The organism is Sphingobium sp. KKT206 (genome assembly GCF_055640555.1).
Window position 1 is genome coordinate 2034689 of the sequence record NZ_CM145764.1, and the last position, 17769, is coordinate 2052457.

The following is a 17769-nucleotide window of genomic DNA, read 5'->3' on the forward strand; positions in this document are numbered from 1 at the left end:
GGGCTTGATGGTCGTTCGCCATCGACAGGCTGAGGCTAATAGATCCCGGATCAAGTCCGGGATGACGGATTGAGAGGATCATGACGATTTGAGAGGTTCACCCCCTACCCTACTGGCCTTCTCGCACGCAGCGCCTGGGCGAGGGTGCCTTCGTCGAGATAGTCGAGTTCGCCGCCGACGGGCACGCCATGGGCCAGCTGGGTCAGGCGGATGGGGAAGCGTTCGAGCCGTTCGGCGAGATAATGGGCGGTGGTCTGGCCTTCGAGCGTCGCGTTCATGGCCAGCACCACTTCGTCCACTCCACCCTGTTCCAGCCGCGTGACCAGCGCGTCGATGGTCAAATCTTCGGGCCGGATGCCTTCAAGCGCGGACAGCCGCCCGCCCAGCACATGGAAGCGGCCGGGAAACAGCCGCGATTTGTCGAGCGCCCACAAATCCGCGACATCCTCCACCACGCAGAGCGCGCGAGGATCGCGGCGCGCATCCTTGCAGATGCCGCAGGGATCGACCGTATCGACATTGCCGCAGACATGGCAGGTGACGAGCCGCTCGTTCACCGCCTCCAGCGCGCGCAACAGCGGCGCCATCGCCGCCTCGCGCTTCTTGATGAGGTGCAGCACCGCGCGCCGCGCCGAACGCGGCCCAAGGCCGGGCAGGCGGGAGAGCGCCTGGGTCAACGCTTCGATTTCGGGAGAGGCCATGCTGTGAGATAAGGGGTTGCAACCCGTCCCGACAAGAGCTTTGAGCATTTGCTATGCGTATCATTTATATGGGTACTCCCGAATTCGCGGTTCCGGCGCTGGAGGCGTTGGCTGCCGCAGGACATCAGGTCGTGGCGGTCTACAGCCAGCCGCCCCGACCCGCCGGGCGCGGCAAGGCTTTGCGGCCCTCTCCGGTCCATCAACGTGCCGAAGCGCTGGGGATCGAGGTGCGAACGCCGGTGTCGCTGAAGGAGCCGGAGGTACAGGCAGCCTTTGCCGCGCTCGACGCCGATGTCGCGGTGGTGGCCGCCTATGGCTTGATCCTGCCGCGCGCGATTCTCGATGCGCCGCGCCATGGCTGCATGAACATCCATGCGTCGCTGTTGCCGCGCTGGCGCGGGGCGGCACCGATCCAGCGAGCGGTGCTGGCGGGCGACAATGTCACCGGCGTTACCATCATGGACATGGAAGCGGGTCTCGACACCGGCCCCATGCGCGCCAAATATGTGACGTCGGTGGAGGGCAAGACGGCGGGCGCGCTGACCGAGGAACTGGCGCAGGCGGGTGCTGCGCTGATGGTCGAGGTGCTGGACGACATCAGCCTGCATCCGGCGATGCCGCAGCCGGAGGAAGGCGTGACCTATGCCGCCAAAATCGACAAGGCCGAAGCGCGAATCGATTTCGCACGCCCGGCGATCCAGGTCGAGCGCCAGATTCGCGCTTTCAATCCCGTTCCGGGTGCCTTTTTCGAATATGGCGGCGAGCGGTTCCGCATATTGACGGCACATGTCGAGCATGAGGATGGCGCAGCGGGCGCAATGCTGGACGATGCGCTGCTGATCGGGTGCGGCCATGGCGCGATCCGCCCGACGCTGATCCAGCGCGCGGGCAAGGCGGCGATGACGCCGGACGATCTGCTGCGCGGGTTCGACATGCCGGCGGGGAGCCGGGTGGATGGATGAGCCGGAGACGGGTCTGACTCGCTTTGCCTTCACGGTCGAATTTGACGGGCGGCCCTTTATGGGGTGGCAACGGCAGAACCATGGGCCCAGCGTGCAACAGGCGATCGAGGACGCCATCCATGCGGTGACCGGCGAACGGGTGGCCGTCAATGCCGCCGGACGGACCGATGCGGGCGTGCATGGGCTGGCGATGCGGGCGCATGCCGACATAGCCAAGGCGATCACCCCATTCCGGCTGATGGGGGGGATTAATGCGCGATTGCGGCCGCATCCGGTGGCGATCCTGGCGTGCGAGATCGTGCCGGACGACTGGCATGCGCGTTTTTCCTGCCTTGGCCGTTCCTATGTCTATCGCATCGTCAATCGCCGGGCACCGCTGACGGTCGAACGGGGGCTGGCCTGGCAGGTCGCCAAGCCGCTGGATGCCGATGCGATGCAGGCGGCGGCGCAGTTGCTGGTCGGGCTGCATGATTTCACCACCTTCCGGTCGGCCCATTGCCAATCGGCCAGCCCCGTCAAGACGCTCGACCGGTTGCACGTCGCGCGCGATGGCGAACGCATCGCCGTTCACGCAGACGCGCGATCCTTCCTGCATCATCAGGTGCGATCGATGGTCGGGTGCCTGGCGCTGGTGGGCTATGGACGGTGGTCGGCCGACGATCTGCGCGCGGCATTGGAGGCGAAGGATCGCGCCGCGTTGGGGCTCAATGCCCCGCCCGATGGGCTGTATTTTTCAGCGGCACATTATCCGGTCAGGGAAGATAGCCCGTCCTGAGTTGATTGCGCCCGCCGCGCTTGGCCGCGAGCATGGCGGTGTCGGCGCAGTCGATCAGCGCTTCGAGATCAAGCGCACCGCTTGCAGTGACCAGCCCGAACGATCCGCTGATCCCGCCGCAGCGCGCCGTGAGCGCATGGCGCAACTGATCGCCCAGCGCCGTCGCGGTCGGCGCGTCGCGCAGGGGCAGCAGGAGCAGAAATTCGTCACCGCCCACCCGCGCGACCGCATCGATGGCCCCGGTATGATCCATCAGCAACGCTGCCACATCGGCAAGGCAGGCGTCACCCGCCGCATGGCCGCGGCTGTCGTTCAATTGTTTGAACCCGTCGAGGTCGAGGAAGATGAGGCTGACCGGCTGCCCTGTATGCGCGGCGTCGGCCAGAATGGCGTCAGCGCGGTTCGCCAGCCCGCGCCGGTTGAGCAGGCCGGTCAGCGGATCATGCACGGCTTCGAAACTGGCACGGCGCAGGTCGGACAGATCCTCGATCACGGCGACAAACAATTCGGGCTGCCCCGCTGCATCGCGCACCATCGACACGGTCAGGTTGACCCAGACGATGCCGCCATCGGCGCGGATATAGCGTTTTTCCAGCGTATAACGCGGTATCTCACCGGCATGGAGACGCGCCAGTAAGGCTTCGTCGGTATCGAGATCGTCGGGATGGGTAATCCGCTGAAAACCGACCTGCAACAGCGTATCGGCATCATGCCCGCTGATTTCGCAGAATCGGGGATTTACCAGCAGGAAGCGGCCATCCAGGCCCGCATGGGCGATGCCCACCGGCGCATGATAAAAGGTCGCCTCGAACCGGCGCTGCGCAAGCGCCAGTTGGGCGACGAGATGGTCATGAGAAATGGAGGCGACGCCTCCTTCGATGTTCGATTGGGCGAAATGCCGATGCGACTGCCTGCTCATGCCCCCTCATGCGACCGGGAGGGTAAACAGGGCCTTATCTCATGCTCGCTGGACGAAAGAAATCAGAGCCGCGCACGGAATGGGGTGAAGTTGGTGCCTGCGTCATATACGTCCAGCCCTTCGCGCCGCTTGAGAGCATTGACGACGACATAAGTGACAGGCGTCAGCAGCGCTTCCCAACCGACCTTCATCGCCCAATTGGTGACCATGACGGTCAGCACCTGCGTTTGGGTCCAGTTGCCGTAGAAGGCGAGCGGATAGAAGAGCAGACTGTCCACGCCCTGCCCCACGATCGTCGATCCGATCGTCCGCATCCACAAATGCTTGCCCTGCGTCAGCAATTTCATGCGGGCGAGGACGAAGCTGTTGGCCAGTTCGCCCGCCCAGAAAGCGATGAGCGAAGCAAAGACGATGCGCCAGGTGCTGCCGAACACGGCTTCATATGATGCCTGGCCCGCCCAGCCTTCGGCAGGCGGCAGCGCGACCACGACCCAGCTCATCACCGCCATGAACAGCATGGCGGCAAAGCCCGCCCAGACGCAGCGGCGCGCGCGGGCATAGCCATAGACTTCGGTCAGCACGTCGCCGATCACATAGCCGAGCGGGAAGAAGAGGATGCCAGCGCCGAAGGTGAAGCCACCCAGGCTCGACAATTTGGCCGCGCCGATCAGGTTGGATAGCAGCAGGATCGCGACGAAGGCCGCCATCACGAAATCATAATAGCGTAGCGGCCGCGCACCCAGCGCGCCCGCATCGACCCTGTGAACTGCCCCGTCGTTCATGACGTCCTGCATATCGCACAGTCGGGTGATTGCAAGCTGTCCCCGGCGTCGCTATCGAGCCTGCCCAAGGCCCCGTAGCTCAACTGGATAGAGCACCCGCCTTCTAAGCGGGATGTTGCGTGTTCGAGTCACGCCGGGGTCACCATCCACCTTTCGGTTGTCAGTAAGACTGCTCCTTTACTTCATTTTCGTGATCCTCTGAGCTGCAAGAATGGCCAATTTCGGCCATTCCGGTTCTTAGAGGGTGTAGCGAAGTAGGGGTTTTCGCCGTCAGCGAGGAATTAGGAACGTCCATTCAGGATGGCAAATCGAGGCGATCGAGTATCCGCTTGAGCAATGCCCAAGGTCCATCCCGGCGCGGATGCGATGATATTCCCACCCAGGTATCCATCCCTAGCACTCCTATCCGGGAATTCTCCCGCTGGACGATGCGGGCGGTATAGTCGCTGACGTCCGCCAGCCTACTCTCGTTCTCGATCTTCATCTGAGCGATATCGAAAGCCGCTGCCTCATCGCCACCCGGCCAGATTGTGATCGTGACGACCATCATGGCCTGCGCGCCTCTCTACGGCGCGAACCTAGACTCGAGCTGCAGGTCCAGCCCTTCAGCCAACGCACTTTGAGGATTGCTGGCTACCATCGCCAAGATCGCCCCCATCGCGTCCGACACCATAGAGACCGCCAGCGGGTTGCTCGCGTCGTACCCTCTGCGGACCTCAGCCTGGTCCGCCAACTGTCTTCCATAACGAAGTCTGAGCAATCCTCTCGCCTCAGCGAGATCGCAGGCCATCATCGCATGGTAGACATGATGGATTTGGCTCACCTGCACATCGACGATCGTCGCGGTGTAAAGCGTCCGACCATGTTCGACACTGTCCCGGTCCCTGCCGGTATTCCAGAGCCCCCCGGCCACCGTCTCTCCGGTCATGCCCGCGTCACGACGGAGGATTTGATCGACCAGATCACTTGGCATGCCCAGTTCCAGATCGAGCGAGTGGAACATGATGCACCTCATCAACCCCGGCGCTGTCAAACACGCTTCCAGCGGTCGCGCCCCGTCAAACGGAGGCTGCGGGCTATACAGCCAGGCCAATGGATCGGACGGCAAGCTGTCACGCTCAAACCGAGCGCCGGTTTCAACGGCCGCGATCACGAGGCGATCGACCATCTTGTAGGTCAAATCGAATGACACATCGTCGGGGCTATCGCTGGCTAGCGGATCAGGGCGTCCCAACAGAGCTGAAGTGGTAAAGTAATCCAGCGCTGAGCGCTGGGTCCGTGCAGCTATTCTCTGTTCGTACATCTCATGCGTCAGCATTGCGATACCCTTTCTGTCACCATCCTTTTCAGAAGAAGCCTGCGCGAGTCGCTTGCTCCACTTGCAGACTTGTACATTCATTTCAATGATTCTGGAATTGTAGAATTGAACGGTGTCCGATTTGCTGTTTCAACGGACGTCGAAACGGACATCGGCCGGTACATTGTTGGTTTGGCTGACGGATCTGTCCGTCACTAACCGTTTGACCGGTTGGGATGGATCGCTGATAGTCTGGTCCATGGACTCATCAGCAATGGTCGAGGCCCTGGCTGCGCTGGGGCAACCGACTCGGCATGATATCTACCGCCTCCTCGCCCGGGCGCCTGAAGGCCTGCCGGCGGGAGAAATCGCGCGCCACCTCAATGTCGCTGCAAACACGCTATCTTCCCACCTGGGAATTCTATCGCGTGCCCACCTGGTCTCCTCACGCCGTGCGGGAAAACAGGTGATCTATCGGGCTGATACAGCCGCAGCGTCGTCCATCAGCACATACATCAATGGTCTGGCCTCAGTGACGCCCTGAATTTTCTGAATACGCTCAGCTTCGCTCCTCGAAACTCAGGAGTGAAGAAAAATGGAAGATCGCATTGCCCACTACATGGTGACCTTCACGCCTCAGCAGTGGCCGGAAGCTTATCGGCGCGCTCTGGAAGTTGAAGAGCTCCCCAGGAAGGGCGGTCGGCGAATGGCAGCAGCTGTTACCGCTGCCGCCACTCGGCTGGGGTATAAGGAGCGCAACTTCTTCAAGATCATTCGGGCGTACAAGGACTCGCTCCAGCTGAACGATCAGGTTCTGTCCAACTACCCCCGCCAGCTTCCTGCTGAAACGAGAGCAGCTCTCGAAGAAGCCATCGCGCACGCCGGCCCGGGCGCTCGGCCAGGGGCGATCCAGGCTGCCGCCGAAGCCTTGTGCGAGAAGCGTAAAATAAGTCCACCAAGCAAACGGGCAGTCCGCACGAGACTCAATCTGCCCATGGAAGTGACCGATATCGCGTCCTACACCGGCATGAATACCGATTACGCCATCGATATGTCGCCACTCGATGTGGCGGTCGATGGCCCTGATGACATCCCCTATCACGCTGTCCTCACCGCGTTCATCGACGTCAGCCGTGGTATCGCTCTTGCCCATGTGGTGACTGCAGATAGGCCAACTGCCGACGACATCCTCCAGTTGGTCACCGAGGCCGCTGAACAGATGAGTTCCGCATCACCCGCACGCGCGTCTTTGGCAATATACCGCAACGCTCCTGTCGATGACCTACGCACGAAAGCCCAGTTGCGCTCGATCGGCATCGCCAAGTCAGACGTTCAGGTGGATTCTCGTCGGCCAGGATTGGCCCTCACTGCCATGTTCGGCACCAAGCTCGGCCGCGTGCCTCTCAATCCGCGCCGCAATCCTTCCATCCCATTCGCAATTCGCGAAACTCTGCCTCTGCCTGTCGTGCGTCCAGCCGTCGCTCTGCTTCTGGAGCGCTATCACGCTGGCCTGCAGATCAATCGAGAGGCCGAGCCTGCCGTATCAGCCGCGGCAGCGGTCCAAGCGATTACCAAGGGGCCAGCCAAAGCGACGCCGATTGGAAACGCCTATCCCCCATCTCTCCACGCAAGTAGATAGGCCATTGGTCATGTGCCCGCCCAGGTGCATTCTTTTATCATGATAGCTTAGCTTGAAACTTCGAGGCGCCTCTCTAACTTGCAAGAGGGGGTGTCGCTTGGCGTTTCAAATCCTATCCTTGTCGGGAGGAGGCTTTCTGGGCCTCTACACCGCCGCAGTTCTTGCAGAACTAGAACAGCGTTCGGGCAAGCGCCTGAACGAGTGCTTCGATATGTTCGCCGGCACGTCGATTGGCGGCATTATTGCTCTGGGTCTTTCAGCTGGGAAGAGTGCCACTGAAATCCGTGATGCCTTCATCGAGCACGGTCCTAAAATTTTCCCTCGCGCGCCAGCGAACTCCAAACTGGCTTGGTTGATCCGTTTCACCAGAAATTTGCCTGCCCCTCTCTACAAGCAGGACGCGCTGCGCGAGACGATCGAAGAAATCGTCGGTCCCCAAACGTTGATGTCGGACCTCGCCCGGCCGACGGTCATCCCTTCTGTCAGCCTTACCAAGGGCGGACCTAAGGTATTCAAGACAGGACATCACAAGCGATTTGTCCTCGATTGGCAGTTGAAGGTCGTAGACGTCGCATTGGCTACCTCGGCAGCGCCGACCTATTTCCCTGCACATCGGATCGGCGACGAGTTGTTTTCGGACGGAGGGATGTTCGCCAACTCACCCGATATGATCGCCCTTCATGAGGCCGACATGTTTCTGGGCATTAACCGTGACGACATCTCAGTCTTAAGCGTCGGCACCACTACCACAGACTTCGCCATGTCCAGTTCGCTCAATCCCAACATGGGGGTGATGGGTTGGATGAAAAACCAGCGCCTGACCGATGTGATGATCGGATCACAACAGGCGTTGGCCGATGACATGATGAAGCATTTGCTGAAAGATCGTTACCTACGGATTGACCGTCGACAGGCAGATGAACAACGGCAAGAACTTGCCTTGGATGCCGCCACCCCCAGCGCCATCAGCAATTTACTTTCCATCGCCAAGGGCTCGTTTGCCGAGGTGTCAGCCGACCCTCGCCTCCGGCAACTGCTGTCACACGAGGCCCCGCCATTCGCTTTCGTCAACGCTAAGCTTTGAGTGTCCGATGTCCACTGCTGCACGCCTCTTTCATTCGAAGTCCGATCAGACGCTTTACGAGCGCATCACCCCATCAACCGATCAGTTCGCGACTCAACAAGCCCGCTGGAATGACCTTGCCGACTTTCTGAAATCCAGAATGAAAGACGACACCGGCTATCCGATCAGCACCTGGCTGCAGGGTTCCTACAAATTCGACACTCAGATCAGGCCGTGGACGACGGGCGCCCAGTTCGACATAGACCTCGGACTATATTTCGAATGGGCCGGCTCTGACGATGACGGCGACTATGATCCTGAAGGTTTCAAAGAGCTGATCCAGAACGCTCTCCTCGATTATGCAGACGACGAGGACAACGACGCCTCAGGGGTCGAAGAGCCCAAAGAGCGATGCTGCCGCATTGCCTTCAATCCCGACTTTCACATCGATGTGCCCTGCTATCACCTTGATCGTGCCAAGGACCGGCGCGCGCTGGCAACAGAGACCAAAGGCTGGGAGGCAAGCGACCCCAAGGCGATCTATGTGTGGTTCAAGGATCTCCACGACGACAAAGCCATTCGGGCTCAGCTGCGTCGACTCGTTTGCTATTTCAAGATGTGGGCAGCGTTGAAGATCGAAGACGAGGCAAGCCGACCTTCATCGATCACACTTACGGTTCTGGTCGCCGAAGCTCTGGATGGGATTGATCTTTCAGAGACCAGAGACGACGACGACGTCCTCGCGGAAATTATCACGATCATCGCAGATCGCCTTGATGACGATACTGAGGTCGAAAACCCGATCGATACCCAAGAAAATTTGAACCGTCTTTCTGACGACGCAAACGACAATCTCCGCGAACGCCTCCGCGAGTTCGAAGACACCGCGCGCCGAGCGAACGCTGCGACCAGCGAGGCGACGGCGGCCGAGATCTGGACGGAGGCCTTTGAGCATTTCTTCCCTATGCCGGAGGATGTTGAGGGTGAAGCAAACGCCACCACTGCAGCACGCAGCGATATTGCAAAAAATCACGCTTTGGTCGCTTACAGCTTCGACCCCGAAATTCACGTTCGGGCTTGGTCCCAAAACAATGAGAATTACGAGCGCTTCGGGGTGAACGAGCTTCCCACGATCCTGAAAGACTGCTCCATCGACTTTACATTGGTCAACGCAGCCTCGCTCCCAGTGGGCGCTTCGGTACGATGGACGGTTAGGAACCGCGGACATGAAGCGTGGACCAAGAATGATATTGGACACTGCTCAGGCGATGGTTACGAAGTATCCGAGCATTCAGCGTATAATGGCAACCACGCAATGGATCTCACCGTCTACCAGTGGGGTCGGATTATCGGCCGCAGGCGCATCGAGATCAACGTCCGCGGCACAGCGTTGGCTGCCCGGCAATTACCGGCGAAGCGACGCTTCCGACGCTGAAGATTTCGCGCACCCGCAGATCACAGAATTCGATCCAACAGTAGGCATCTCATCATTCTGTCCGAATGGATCCCCACCGTCATGCCGTTCGATTGATCTTTGAAAATCCACCTTGCGTTAACTTTTGCACGTCAGATGCAAGGTATGCATCCGGTGAGGACCGCAGCTACTGACGGTTCGCTGCAGGATTTGGCATCTTACTTGCCGAGGAAGGCCTCGACGCCTTCTTGAGCGAGCACATCGCGGAATGCAGCATCGGCATCGCGGTCGGTGGGGAATAGATTGTCCCAGACCGTCGAGGTGCCGTGCTCGTTGACGACCTCGAGGGACCAACCGCGCTCGGTGGCGAGCCGCACGATGTTGATGGTCAGCCGTATGCCCGCCTGTTCGATGGACCGGCAGAGAGAGGATTCAATCAGTTCGGGTTGCGGGCCAAATTCCATGCCGTGATGCTATGAGATCACGGCTCCAGCTTCAACGCTGTTGGTTTCCAATTCCATGGGAGTAGATCGCCAAGCCGATTAGCCGGATGACCGGCGATGCGGGCGAGGACGTCAGCGAGCCAAGCCTGGGGATCGACGTCGTTGAGGCGACAGCTCTGAATGAGTGAAAACATGATGGCGGCGCGCTGACCGCCGCGATCGGAGCCGCAAAATAGCCATGCTTTCCGCCCGAGTGGCACACAGCGCAGCGCCCGTTCCGCTGCGTTGTTCGTGAGGCATACCCTGCCATCGATGAGGAAGCGGGTGAAGGCGTCCCAGCGCCGGAGCATATAGTTGATGGCCTTGGCGAGATCATGGTTACGCGACAGCTTGGCGAGTTGGGCGTTCAACCAGTCGTGCAGTTCGGCGATCAGCGGCGCGCTCAACTCCTGACGTGCGGCAAGCCGCTCCGCTGGTGTCTTGCCGTTGACACCGCGCTCAACGTCGAACAGGGCGTCCAGCTTCTGCACCGCCTCCAGCGCAATCGGATAGATGGGGCCAGTCCGCTCGCCGCGGCTCTTCTTGCGCGCAGCGCCCTCGACGTCAGCAAGTTCGAAGAACTTCCTGCGCGCGTGAGCAAAGCATCCTGCCTCCAGGATGAGACCAGGCTGGCGGTCGGGAGCGTACAGCTCGAAATAGCCCGCATAGGCATCTGCCTGCAGAATCCCGGACCAGGACGCGAGATGCGCCTGGGGATGTTCGCCGCGCCGGTCGCGCGAATAATAGAAAACGACCGCCGGCGGATCGGCGCCGCCGAATGGGCGGTCATCCCGGACATAATCCCATAATCGACCGGTATCGGTCTTGCCCTTGGCCATGACTGGCACGGTGGTGTCGTCGCCATGCACACGTTCGGCGGCAAAGACATAGGCCTCGATCAATCGGAAGATGGGCATCAGGGCGAAGGAAGCTGCACCGACCTGATCGGCAAGCGTGGAGACGCTCAGCGGCACGCCTTCGCGGGTGAACCGCTCCGCCTGGCGGTTGAGAGGCTGGTGCTGGCCATACTTCTCGAACAGCAGCATGGCGAGGAAGCTTGGGCCTGCCCAGCCACGCGGCACGACATGGAATGGCGCGGGCGGCTGCGTGATCTTCTCGCAGTCACGGCAGGAGAACTTCTCGCGTACGGTCTGGATGACCTTCCAGGTACGCGGGATCACCTCCAGCGTCTCGGTTACATCCTCGCCCAGCTTCGACAGGCGCATGCCGCCACAGGCCGGACAGGAACAGGGCGCCGGAACGACGACGCGGTCGCGGGGCAAATGGTCGGGGAACGGCTTTCTGACCGGCCTCTTGCGCTCGAAGGCGGTGACGTTCGTCGCCTTTGTCGCGGCGGTCTCGGCGGCCAGATCGTCTTCGGCGGCGTCGGCCTCCAAATCTTCGAGCTCAAACTCCATCTGCGCAAGAAGCCGGCGGGTGCGTTCGGCGCTGGGGCCGTATTGCTCGCGCCTGAGCTTGGCGATCTGCAACTTGTAGTGCGAGATCAATGCCTCGGTGGCGCTCTCCCGGGCACGGGCATTGGCCAGTTCGGCCTCGGCGCTGGTGGCGCGCTGTTCGGCCGCATCGGCGCGTTGCGTGCTGAGCCGGACCAGCGCCTTGAGCACTTCAATGTCGTCAGGCAGGGGCGAAACGGCGGCGTCCACAACCAGGATGGAATCATAGAAAACCGCCCGGTTAAAGCGGAAAATGCGGCCTCGACGAAGAAAGTCTGCGCCTATCCCGCGCTCTGCGGGCGCCAGCTATATTGCGGGTTCCGCCAGTCCACGCCGTCGAGCAAACAGGCCAGCTGTGAGCTCGTCAGCGACACTACGCCGTCCTTCGCGGAGGGCCAAATAAACTTCCCTCGTTCCAACCGCTTCGAATAAAGCGACATCCCGAGACCGTCGTGCCAGATTATCTTCACCAGCGACCCGTTACGCCCGCGAAAGACCCAAAGATCGCCGGCAAATGGGTCTCGCGAAAAACTCTGCTGTACCATCGCCGCGAGGCTCTGCATGCCGCGACGCATATCGGTATGGCCCATTGCGATCCACACCCGTGCGCCTGCTGGGATCATCGCAAGGCCTTCAGCGCCGCCGACACCAATGCAGGTGATGCCGCAGCTGATACGTTCACGCGTCCCTTGGCGCCGAGATCGATGATGATCACCGGCATCCCGGCCTGTTGCCCGCCTTGCTGGGTGCCATCGTCTACCACCGCCTCGGCGAACTCGGTCAGGGCGGGCGGTTGTCGCAGCTTGCTGCGCCATGTGTAGATCCGCGCCGTGGAAATGTCGTGCCGTCGCGCCACGGCCGAAACGCTGGATCCCGGCGCAAAGGCTTCCGCCAAAATCTGCAGCCGTTCCTCGTCGCTCCAACGCCGCCGCCGTTCCGGCCCGGTCATTACCGTTATGTGCCCCATGAACCGCTCCTAAGCCTACTCTCGAGAGCATGCTTAAGAGCAGTCCACTACCTCACGACAAGGCGGGCGCCGCCGGATGGATACGATGCAAGCGCATGTTCTTGCAGTATAAATTTCCGATCGAGCCAAGCCGGGCGCAACATGCGCGCCTGGCGTCGATCCTGCAGCTGCAGCGAAATTTATACAACGACGCGCTCCAAAATCGGCGTGCAGCCTTTCAGCGCGGCGTCCATCTCACATACGAAGACGATACCAAGTCTCTCCCTGCGTATAGAATGGCCAACCGCCAGCATACTGCCCTGCCCTGGGGCATTAACAACTGGACCTTGCGCTGCGTCGATACCGCAATGACGAGGTATCGCGATCGCCTGACGGCCAACCCCAACGCCGGGTTCCCGCGCTTCCGCTCCGAAGAGCGTTGGCGCAGTTTTGGCGTCCACGGCGTACGAGGATGTGTTATTGCCGACGGCTACCTAACGGTCGATGGCATCGTCGGGAAATTGCGCATGCGCATGCATCGCCCTTTGCCGGCTGACGCTCGCCTCGCCAGACTCACCTTCACCCGCAGAGCCCGCCAATGGCATGTTGCCATCCTGATTGATTGCAAAGTCGGCGATCAAGAGCATAAGAAACCCGGTAGCGCATGCGGCCTCGATCTCGGCATAGAGCAACTAGCATCGCTGTCAGATAGCTCTCTCTTCGACGACACACCCCGTAAGACCACTCAGAGTTCCGCGTTGCGTCGGGCCTACCGGGCACTGGCAAGATGCCAGAAAGACTCCCGCCGAAGTAAAAAGCTGCGCGAACGCCAAGACCGCGCCAGTCAACGGGTGATAAACCTCCGTTCCACGCGGCTGCATCAGATCTCGGCGGCGATCACTAATCGATTTGAAACGATCGTGGTCGAAGATCTCGCGCTCAAACAATTTCCCCGACCAACACGCACACGACGCCCATCAGACGGCGTTGGCGCAATCGCGATACGAGAAAACGGTCAGGTGTTGGCCGAGCCAAGACCAAAGCGCCTTCTTGAGATGATCCGCTACAAAGCTGAAAAAGCTGGTGGCAAAGTCGTCGTTGTCGATCCGAGACACATTACGCAAACGTGCAATGCATGCGGATCACCAACCTCTGAAAGTAACGATGCTGACCGGCACATCTGTGCCTGCGGCGCCGATGTCCCACGAGGCACCAACAACGCAATCAACATCCTTGCGCGCGGTCTCTCCGCGCATGCGGCCGCTTTGGGTCGCAGGGTGGGCAAGGTTTTGCCCAACGCCAGCGTCTAGCTGCGCGTCCACCCGGAAATGCAGCGCGTTTGCATAGCAACTGCCTGTCCAAAGCCAGTTTGGTTTTTTTCAAACCCGCTTTAGCCATTCATATTCGCACTGGAACCCTGATGATCACCTTACGCCCCTCCCGCGACTTCGGCAGCTTCCGTTTGGATCATTTCCAAAGCCTTCAGCATTTCGGGCCTGAGAGCTGCGGCGGACATCCGATGCAGTGGGGCGATATGATCATGTGGAACCACGAGACGATCTCTCCCCGCGCTGCCCTGCCGCAAACTCCGCATGCCGATACCGAGATACTGACCTACGTCACCAGTGGGTTCCTCTATCACGAAGATAACCTGGGCAATGTCGGGATGCTCCAGGCAGGCAATTGTCAGATCATGTCAGCTGGAACTGGTGTCTTTATCAGGCGCGGCAATCCAGACGAAGCTGAACCAGTCGAATTTGTCCAGATCTGGCTGATGCCCAACCATCAGGCTGGCGAGCCATTTTCCTTCACGAATGGGTTCGCTGATGATGGTGAGCCGGGGCAGTTCGTTACATTGGCCAGCGGGTTCGACAATGAAGGCAATTCACTGCCAATGCGAGCCAATGCCCGCCTCTCGCGCATTGTGCTGACCGACAGTGGCACTGCGGATTACCGATTTGAAGCAGGCAATTTCGGCTATGTCGTGCCGCTCACCGGCGCTGTTCAGGTCGGTGATGTTGTCGCCAACCGCAACGACGGAATTCTCATCAACGATGTTGAAGTCATAACCATAGTCGGCGTCGGAGACGCGGAAGTGCTCCTCATAGAGCTTTCTGAAGCCTGAGGGCTGATCGCTTTAAGAAAACCTCACAGGGTGGATGACCAAGCCAAATGAATCAGATCGCTCGGGTTGTGAACGTATTTTCCACCCCATACGAAGCATGGAGTTACCGCCAGTCCACCGATGAAGAAGCGCTATCCCTTTGCCAAAAGGGTTATTCGTTAGCCGAATCCTTCACCACGAAAGACAAGCTGCTTGAGGAAGTCTCGAACCATGTCCAGGCCGCGGCGCGCATGCTTCGTGAGGGTGCAGATAACGCGCTCGAGCGTCACATAGACAAAGCGCTGTCAGCAAGCTCTGAATATCGCGATCTCCGCAACCTGATGCCGTCAAACGTGCCTCAAGCCCTAAGTGCTTATCAGGCTGAGTTCTCAGAGGCCGACTTATCTGCGGCGGATAGCGCGATCAAAGCTATCGGGGTGACGATGCCAAATGGACAATTCTTGTTCCACGGTGGCTTATGGCCGCTCGGCGTACAAACTTTCACGACAACCCGCCCATTCTCCACATCCTTCTGCCCGCAAGTGGCACGCAAGAATGCAGAGTGGAAAAGCAAAGCTTATGACGCTGGCCGGATGGACCTGATGGTCGTCCACGTCATCCAGCCACAAACCAAAGCCTACGCTTACAGTAGGGATGGAGACCACGGCAACGAGAAGGAAGTCGTTTTCGCCACCGGCGCACAGCTGACCTTAACCCGCGAAACCCACATTGCTGACGTGACAGCCTATAAGGTTGGGCCTTGCTATGAAACGTTGAAACGCACTGTTCCGGCGTATCTGGTGGAAATCGACATCTCATAACATCGCAACGATCGTGTTGCTTGGTTCCGACTAGAACTCCGGCCGCATCACCACATCGCGGAAAAGGGCAGTTATCGCACTCGCACGCTCTTCACGCATACGCTGAGACTTCTCGACCGTCGGCTCCGCCTGCTGCCACTGGCTTTCGTTCCAGCGCATCGCCTCCACGAGCAGCGCCCGCTCGAGAACCTCTTGCTCAATCCCCTCGCTGATCGAGTTGCTGAGAGGAGCCCCCTCCTCCGTAAATCGCGGTTTGAACTGATACGGCCCCAGCGTGTCGCCCAGGTAGCGGACCAGCTGCGTGCCGTGACGCCACTTCCCGCCTGCATGGATGTCGAACGACACTCGGCGGTTGAAGACCCGAAAGCGCTTCTGTAACTGCTTGCTCTGCCGCGCTCCTCCTGGAGGCGCGATAAAGTCGATCGACTCCACTCGATCAAAATGCACCTGCGTATGTTGCACCAGATGGCGCATGAGGTCGTCGTCCATATTGCGGGTAGCGCGCATGAGCCCGTCTTCCGGAATTAGCGGATCGCCCACCCCCAATCCAAGGATCATCCTTGAGCCCGTATCAAGAATGAACGTCGCCGTAGCCAATTCCACCCGGCCGTTGATCTGAACCATCACATCGACTGCGGTCTGGTCCACCAGGATCTGAAGACCAGCAGCCCCAGCCGCCGGCTCTGCGACACCTTCCCGGCGGAGTACCTTTATGCGTCGCTGGATCGAGGATGCGGACGGAGGCGCCTCGCCCGCGTCCGCGCAGGATTCAAATATCCAGCGTATGATCGACGCGGGCGAAGCCGCGGGCTCATGCTGCAGTTTCCAGCGCAGCGCACGCTCGGCAACGGGTGCGAAGCCTTTCTGTGCTGGTGCCGCGACAGCCTTCACCCGGAAGCTCGGTGACAGACCTCGTGTTGGGCCCAGATCCTTCAGCTTCTTCAGCAGTCGGTAAAAATTGCGCTGCTCCATATCGAGCGCGCTGCACGCGTCGCCCACGGGCATGGGGTCATCGTCGCGAAGATAGAGGTCCATCGTCCTCAGTCTGGCGATCACCGCCTCCCGCTTAGAATCATCCAGAGACAGGAACAGGGCGTACTCTGATTCGCCAGAAAAGCCTGAAGCGGCATGCCGTTTGACCAACTCCTCGTCAGTTTCGAGGGCCGACCGGTCCGAACCAACGTCGCGCGTGCCGTTTTTCTTACTGTTCATCCATGACTTATTAGAACAGTAAGGCACGCATCGTCAAGTGAGTTGGTCACGATACTGTGCAGTTGAAACCACATTCCTGTTGCCATCACGGTCATTTTAGCGTTCCTAAATGCACAGTATCGTGACCAACATGGAGACAGTGCGATGACGACTAAACCGCGAAGTGCAGATCAAAACAACCTCGTTTCAATCGTTTATACAGAGTATCTGATCGAGATCATTCGACATTTTGAACGACAGCAGCGCGTTAAGACGTGGAGTCGTTCTCGCTCCAAATGGCCCAACAGCAACCGTCGCGGTTGGACGTTCTGGCATGACTGACGCATATGAAGAACTGGCTGAGATCGACGTTCGCGCCGCTATCAACCTCATGCTGCGCAACCCGTCATACGAACCTTCCGCTGGCCGGTTGCGCGCCGAAACCTTGCTGAGGAAGCACAACAGCCTGGTCAACACCATGGCTCGCATTGTGGTCGCCAACGACAATGGATCGCTCCGAACAGTCTCTGGCGGAACGCACCATGCGAGTGGCTGGTACCCTTCCGTGAAGGTCGGCCGCACACAGCATTATGAGAGCCTGCATCAGCTTGCACTGATCGAGCGGTGCGAGACGGACCCCAATGTCGTCCACTACCAATCAGAGGCTCGCCGCTTCGAATTCATCCTGAGGAAGAAGGAGCGGTACACAAGCGACGTCGACATATTGGACGCCGATGGCCGCCTGGCGGTTGTCGAGGTCAAAGGCGACGATGCAGACCTCCGAGATCCGGAATATCGGCTGAAGCTTGCCGGCGTCGCAGAGATTTGCCGCCGGGTAGGCCACGAATTCCGTATCACCTTCGGTTCCGAAATTTTCGAGAATAGCCGCCACCGCTTCAACGTACGCCTCGCCAGCTCGATGCGCCGCACGGCCATCTCATCGTCGCAGAAGCGGCTCGTCGAAAGCCTCCGCAGCAAAGGCGATGACATGCAGTTGGGCGAATTCGCTGAGCTGATGGCGCCCGGAAATTTTGTCCAAGGGCGGGCAATCACTTTCGCCATGCTGGTGAGGCGCATCGTGTCGATCGATCTCACGCAGCCTTTCATCGATGAGATGCCTGTCAGCTTCATCTGATCATAGATCAAATACCCCAGGAAGGATTCAACCATGACCTAGAGTGAAATCATAACTACCTGACGAACCCGCAGGCACCCATCA

20 protein-coding genes and 1 tRNA gene are annotated in these 17769 nt (G+C 59.7%); 11 read left to right on the forward strand and 10 right to left on the reverse strand.

Annotated features, from left to right (window positions below; all coding sequences use genetic code 11):
* Positions 1-104: 104 nt before the first annotated feature.
* Positions 105-701 carry a recombination mediator RecR gene (recR, locus tag ACZ2HM_RS09720; protein WP_333975549.1) on the reverse strand — a complete coding sequence of 199 codons (597 nt, stop codon included), beginning with the start codon at positions 699-701 and terminating at the stop codon, positions 105-107.
* A gap of 53 nt (positions 702-754) precedes the next feature.
* Here recR and fmt point away from each other — a divergent pair, with 53 nt between their 5' ends.
* Complete coding sequence (gene fmt, locus ACZ2HM_RS09725) at positions 755-1663, forward strand: methionyl-tRNA formyltransferase (protein WP_470425126.1); 909 nt, start codon at positions 755-757, stop codon at positions 1661-1663.
* Between the two features lie 13 nt (positions 1664-1676).
* A complete protein-coding gene (gene truA / locus ACZ2HM_RS09730) occupies positions 1677-2438 on the forward strand; it encodes a tRNA pseudouridine(38-40) synthase TruA (protein WP_470426831.1) in 762 nt (253 codons plus the stop codon).
* Here the strand turns inward: truA and ACZ2HM_RS09735 are convergent.
* Together ACZ2HM_RS09735 and ACZ2HM_RS09740 are read right to left on the reverse strand one after the other, a co-directional pair.
* Positions 2416-3357, reverse strand: a complete 942-nt coding sequence (locus ACZ2HM_RS09735) for a GGDEF domain-containing protein (protein WP_470425127.1) — start codon at positions 3355-3357, stop codon at positions 2416-2418. The genes truA and ACZ2HM_RS09735 overlap by 23 nt on opposite strands.
* Before the next feature lie 62 nt (positions 3358-3419).
* Positions 3420-4139: a queuosine precursor transporter gene (locus ACZ2HM_RS09740; RefSeq protein WP_470425128.1), complete on the reverse strand. Its 720-nt coding sequence runs from the start codon at positions 4137-4139 to the stop codon at positions 3420-3422.
* 68 nt (positions 4140-4207) lie between these two features.
* Between ACZ2HM_RS09740 and ACZ2HM_RS09745 the strand changes: the two genes are divergently transcribed.
* Positions 4208-4284, forward strand: a tRNA-Arg gene (locus ACZ2HM_RS09745).
* A gap of 150 nt (positions 4285-4434) precedes the next feature.
* On the opposite strand, the gene ACZ2HM_RS09750 is transcribed toward ACZ2HM_RS09745, so the two are convergent.
* Together ACZ2HM_RS09750 and ACZ2HM_RS09755 are read right to left on the reverse strand one after the other, a co-directional pair.
* Positions 4435-4689 carry a hypothetical protein gene (locus tag ACZ2HM_RS09750; protein ID WP_063141252.1) on the reverse strand — a complete coding sequence of 85 codons (255 nt, stop codon included), beginning with the start codon at positions 4687-4689 and terminating at the stop codon, positions 4435-4437.
* Between the two features lie 15 nt (positions 4690-4704).
* Positions 4705-5457 (reverse strand): hypothetical protein, encoded by a 753-nt coding sequence (locus tag ACZ2HM_RS09755; RefSeq protein WP_234780504.1) that lies wholly within the window; start codon positions 5455-5457, stop codon positions 4705-4707.
* Positions 5458-5569: 112 nt separating this feature from the next.
* Between ACZ2HM_RS09755 and ACZ2HM_RS09760 the strand changes: the two genes are divergently transcribed.
* The 4 genes from ACZ2HM_RS09760 to ACZ2HM_RS09775 all read left to right on the forward strand — a co-directional run bounded on the left by ACZ2HM_RS09760 (position 5570) and on the right by ACZ2HM_RS09775 (position 9573).
* The gene (locus ACZ2HM_RS09760) at positions 5570-5980 is read left to right on the forward strand and encodes an ArsR/SmtB family transcription factor (RefSeq protein WP_470425129.1); all 411 of its coding nucleotides are present in this window, start codon (positions 5570-5572) and stop codon (positions 5978-5980) included.
* Positions 5981-6031: 51 nt separating this feature from the next.
* Positions 6032-7075, forward strand: coding sequence for a hypothetical protein (locus ACZ2HM_RS09765; RefSeq protein ID WP_063141247.1), 1044 nt, complete (start codon positions 6032-6034; stop codon positions 7073-7075).
* 97 nt (positions 7076-7172) lie between these two features.
* The gene (locus ACZ2HM_RS09770; RefSeq protein ID WP_037510693.1) at positions 7173-8159 is read left to right on the forward strand and encodes a CBASS cGAMP-activated phospholipase; all 987 of its coding nucleotides are present in this window, start codon (positions 7173-7175) and stop codon (positions 8157-8159) included.
* 7 nt (positions 8160-8166) lie between these two features.
* Positions 8167-9573, forward strand: coding sequence for a CBASS cGAMP synthase (locus tag ACZ2HM_RS09775; RefSeq protein WP_052076664.1), 1407 nt, complete (start codon positions 8167-8169; stop codon positions 9571-9573).
* 197 nt (positions 9574-9770) lie between these two features.
* Here the strand turns inward: ACZ2HM_RS09775 and ACZ2HM_RS09780 are convergent, their stop codons facing one another.
* The 4 genes from ACZ2HM_RS09780 to tnpA all read right to left on the reverse strand — a co-directional run bounded on the left by ACZ2HM_RS09780 (position 9771) and on the right by tnpA (position 12455).
* Positions 9771-10016 (reverse strand): hypothetical protein, encoded by a 246-nt coding sequence (locus tag ACZ2HM_RS09780; protein WP_470425130.1) that lies wholly within the window; start codon positions 10014-10016, stop codon positions 9771-9773.
* Between the two features lie 17 nt (positions 10017-10033).
* Positions 10034-11698 (reverse strand): IS66 family transposase, encoded by a 1665-nt coding sequence (gene tnpC / locus ACZ2HM_RS09785; RefSeq protein ID WP_470425131.1) that lies wholly within the window; start codon positions 11696-11698, stop codon positions 10034-10036.
* 71 nt (positions 11699-11769) lie between these two features.
* Complete coding sequence (gene tnpB / locus ACZ2HM_RS09790; RefSeq protein WP_031286377.1) at positions 11770-12111, reverse strand: IS66 family insertion sequence element accessory protein TnpB; 342 nt, start codon at positions 12109-12111, stop codon at positions 11770-11772.
* Positions 12108-12455 (reverse strand): IS66-like element accessory protein TnpA, encoded by a 348-nt coding sequence (gene tnpA / locus ACZ2HM_RS09795; RefSeq protein ID WP_043151652.1) that lies wholly within the window; start codon positions 12453-12455, stop codon positions 12108-12110. The genes tnpB and tnpA overlap by 4 nt, the downstream gene beginning before the upstream one ends.
* Positions 12456-12550: 95 nt before the next feature.
* On the opposite strand from tnpA, the gene ACZ2HM_RS09800 reads away from it, so the two are divergent.
* From ACZ2HM_RS09800 to ACZ2HM_RS09810, 3 genes are all read left to right on the forward strand, one after another.
* A complete protein-coding gene (locus ACZ2HM_RS09800) occupies positions 12551-13744 on the forward strand; it encodes an RNA-guided endonuclease InsQ/TnpB family protein (RefSeq protein ID WP_080727058.1) in 1194 nt (397 codons plus the stop codon).
* 110 nt (positions 13745-13854) lie between these two features.
* Positions 13855-14559, forward strand: a complete 705-nt coding sequence (locus ACZ2HM_RS09805; protein ID WP_470425132.1) for a pirin family protein — start codon at positions 13855-13857, stop codon at positions 14557-14559.
* A gap of 47 nt (positions 14560-14606) precedes the next feature.
* The gene (locus ACZ2HM_RS09810; protein ID WP_063977167.1) at positions 14607-15359 is read left to right on the forward strand and encodes a hypothetical protein; all 753 of its coding nucleotides are present in this window, start codon (positions 14607-14609) and stop codon (positions 15357-15359) included.
* Positions 15360-15389: 30 nt separating this feature from the next.
* Here the strand turns inward: ACZ2HM_RS09810 and ACZ2HM_RS09815 are convergent, their stop codons facing one another.
* Positions 15390-16571 carry a hypothetical protein gene (locus tag ACZ2HM_RS09815; protein ID WP_010338246.1) on the reverse strand — a complete coding sequence of 394 codons (1182 nt, stop codon included), beginning with the start codon at positions 16569-16571 and terminating at the stop codon, positions 15390-15392.
* 313 nt (positions 16572-16884) lie between these two features.
* Between ACZ2HM_RS09815 and ACZ2HM_RS09820 the strand changes: the two genes are divergently transcribed.
* Positions 16885-17685, forward strand: coding sequence for a hypothetical protein (locus tag ACZ2HM_RS09820; RefSeq protein ID WP_010338245.1), 801 nt, complete (start codon positions 16885-16887; stop codon positions 17683-17685).
* The last annotated feature ends 84 nt before the right edge of the window (positions 17686-17769 follow it).

Excerpts from the sequence above, each read along its gene's own strand:
- ACZ2HM_RS09735 (WP_470425127.1), bottom strand. The coding sequence starts at position 3,357 with ATGAGCAGGCAGTCGCATCGGCATTTCGCCCAATCGAACATCGAAGGA.
- ACZ2HM_RS09815 (WP_010338246.1), bottom strand. The coding sequence starts at position 16,571 with ATGAACAGTAAGAAAAACGGCACGCGCGACGTTGGTTCGGACCGGTCG.
- fmt (WP_470425126.1), top strand. The coding sequence starts at position 755 with ATGCGTATCATTTATATGGGTACTCCCGAATTCGCGGTTCCGGCGCTG.
- tnpA (WP_043151652.1), bottom strand. The coding sequence starts at position 12,455 with ATGGGGCACATAACGGTAATGACCGGGCCGGAACGGCGGCGGCGTTGG.
- ACZ2HM_RS09810 (WP_063977167.1), top strand. The coding sequence starts at position 14,607 with ATGAATCAGATCGCTCGGGTTGTGAACGTATTTTCCACCCCATACGAA.
- ACZ2HM_RS09775 (WP_052076664.1), top strand. The coding sequence starts at position 8,167 with ATGTCCACTGCTGCACGCCTCTTTCATTCGAAGTCCGATCAGACGCTT.
- ACZ2HM_RS09820 (WP_010338245.1), top strand. The coding sequence starts at position 16,885 with ATGACTGACGCATATGAAGAACTGGCTGAGATCGACGTTCGCGCCGCT.
- ACZ2HM_RS09750 (WP_063141252.1), bottom strand. The coding sequence starts at position 4,689 with ATGATGGTCGTCACGATCACAATCTGGCCGGGTGGCGATGAGGCAGCG.
- recR (WP_333975549.1), bottom strand. The coding sequence starts at position 701 with ATGGCCTCTCCCGAAATCGAAGCGTTGACCCAGGCGCTCTCCCGCCTG.
- ACZ2HM_RS09755 (WP_234780504.1), bottom strand. The coding sequence starts at position 5,457 with ATGCTGACGCATGAGATGTACGAACAGAGAATAGCTGCACGGACCCAG.
- ACZ2HM_RS09800 (WP_080727058.1), top strand. The coding sequence starts at position 12,551 with ATGTTCTTGCAGTATAAATTTCCGATCGAGCCAAGCCGGGCGCAACAT.
- ACZ2HM_RS09765 (WP_063141247.1), top strand. The coding sequence starts at position 6,032 with ATGGAAGATCGCATTGCCCACTACATGGTGACCTTCACGCCTCAGCAG.
- ACZ2HM_RS09805 (WP_470425132.1), top strand. The coding sequence starts at position 13,855 with ATGATCACCTTACGCCCCTCCCGCGACTTCGGCAGCTTCCGTTTGGAT.
- ACZ2HM_RS09780 (WP_470425130.1), bottom strand. The coding sequence starts at position 10,016 with ATGGAATTTGGCCCGCAACCCGAACTGATTGAATCCTCTCTCTGCCGG.
- tnpB (WP_031286377.1), bottom strand. The coding sequence starts at position 12,111 with ATGATCCCAGCAGGCGCACGGGTGTGGATCGCAATGGGCCATACCGAT.
- ACZ2HM_RS09740 (WP_470425128.1), bottom strand. The coding sequence starts at position 4,139 with ATGAACGACGGGGCAGTTCACAGGGTCGATGCGGGCGCGCTGGGTGCG.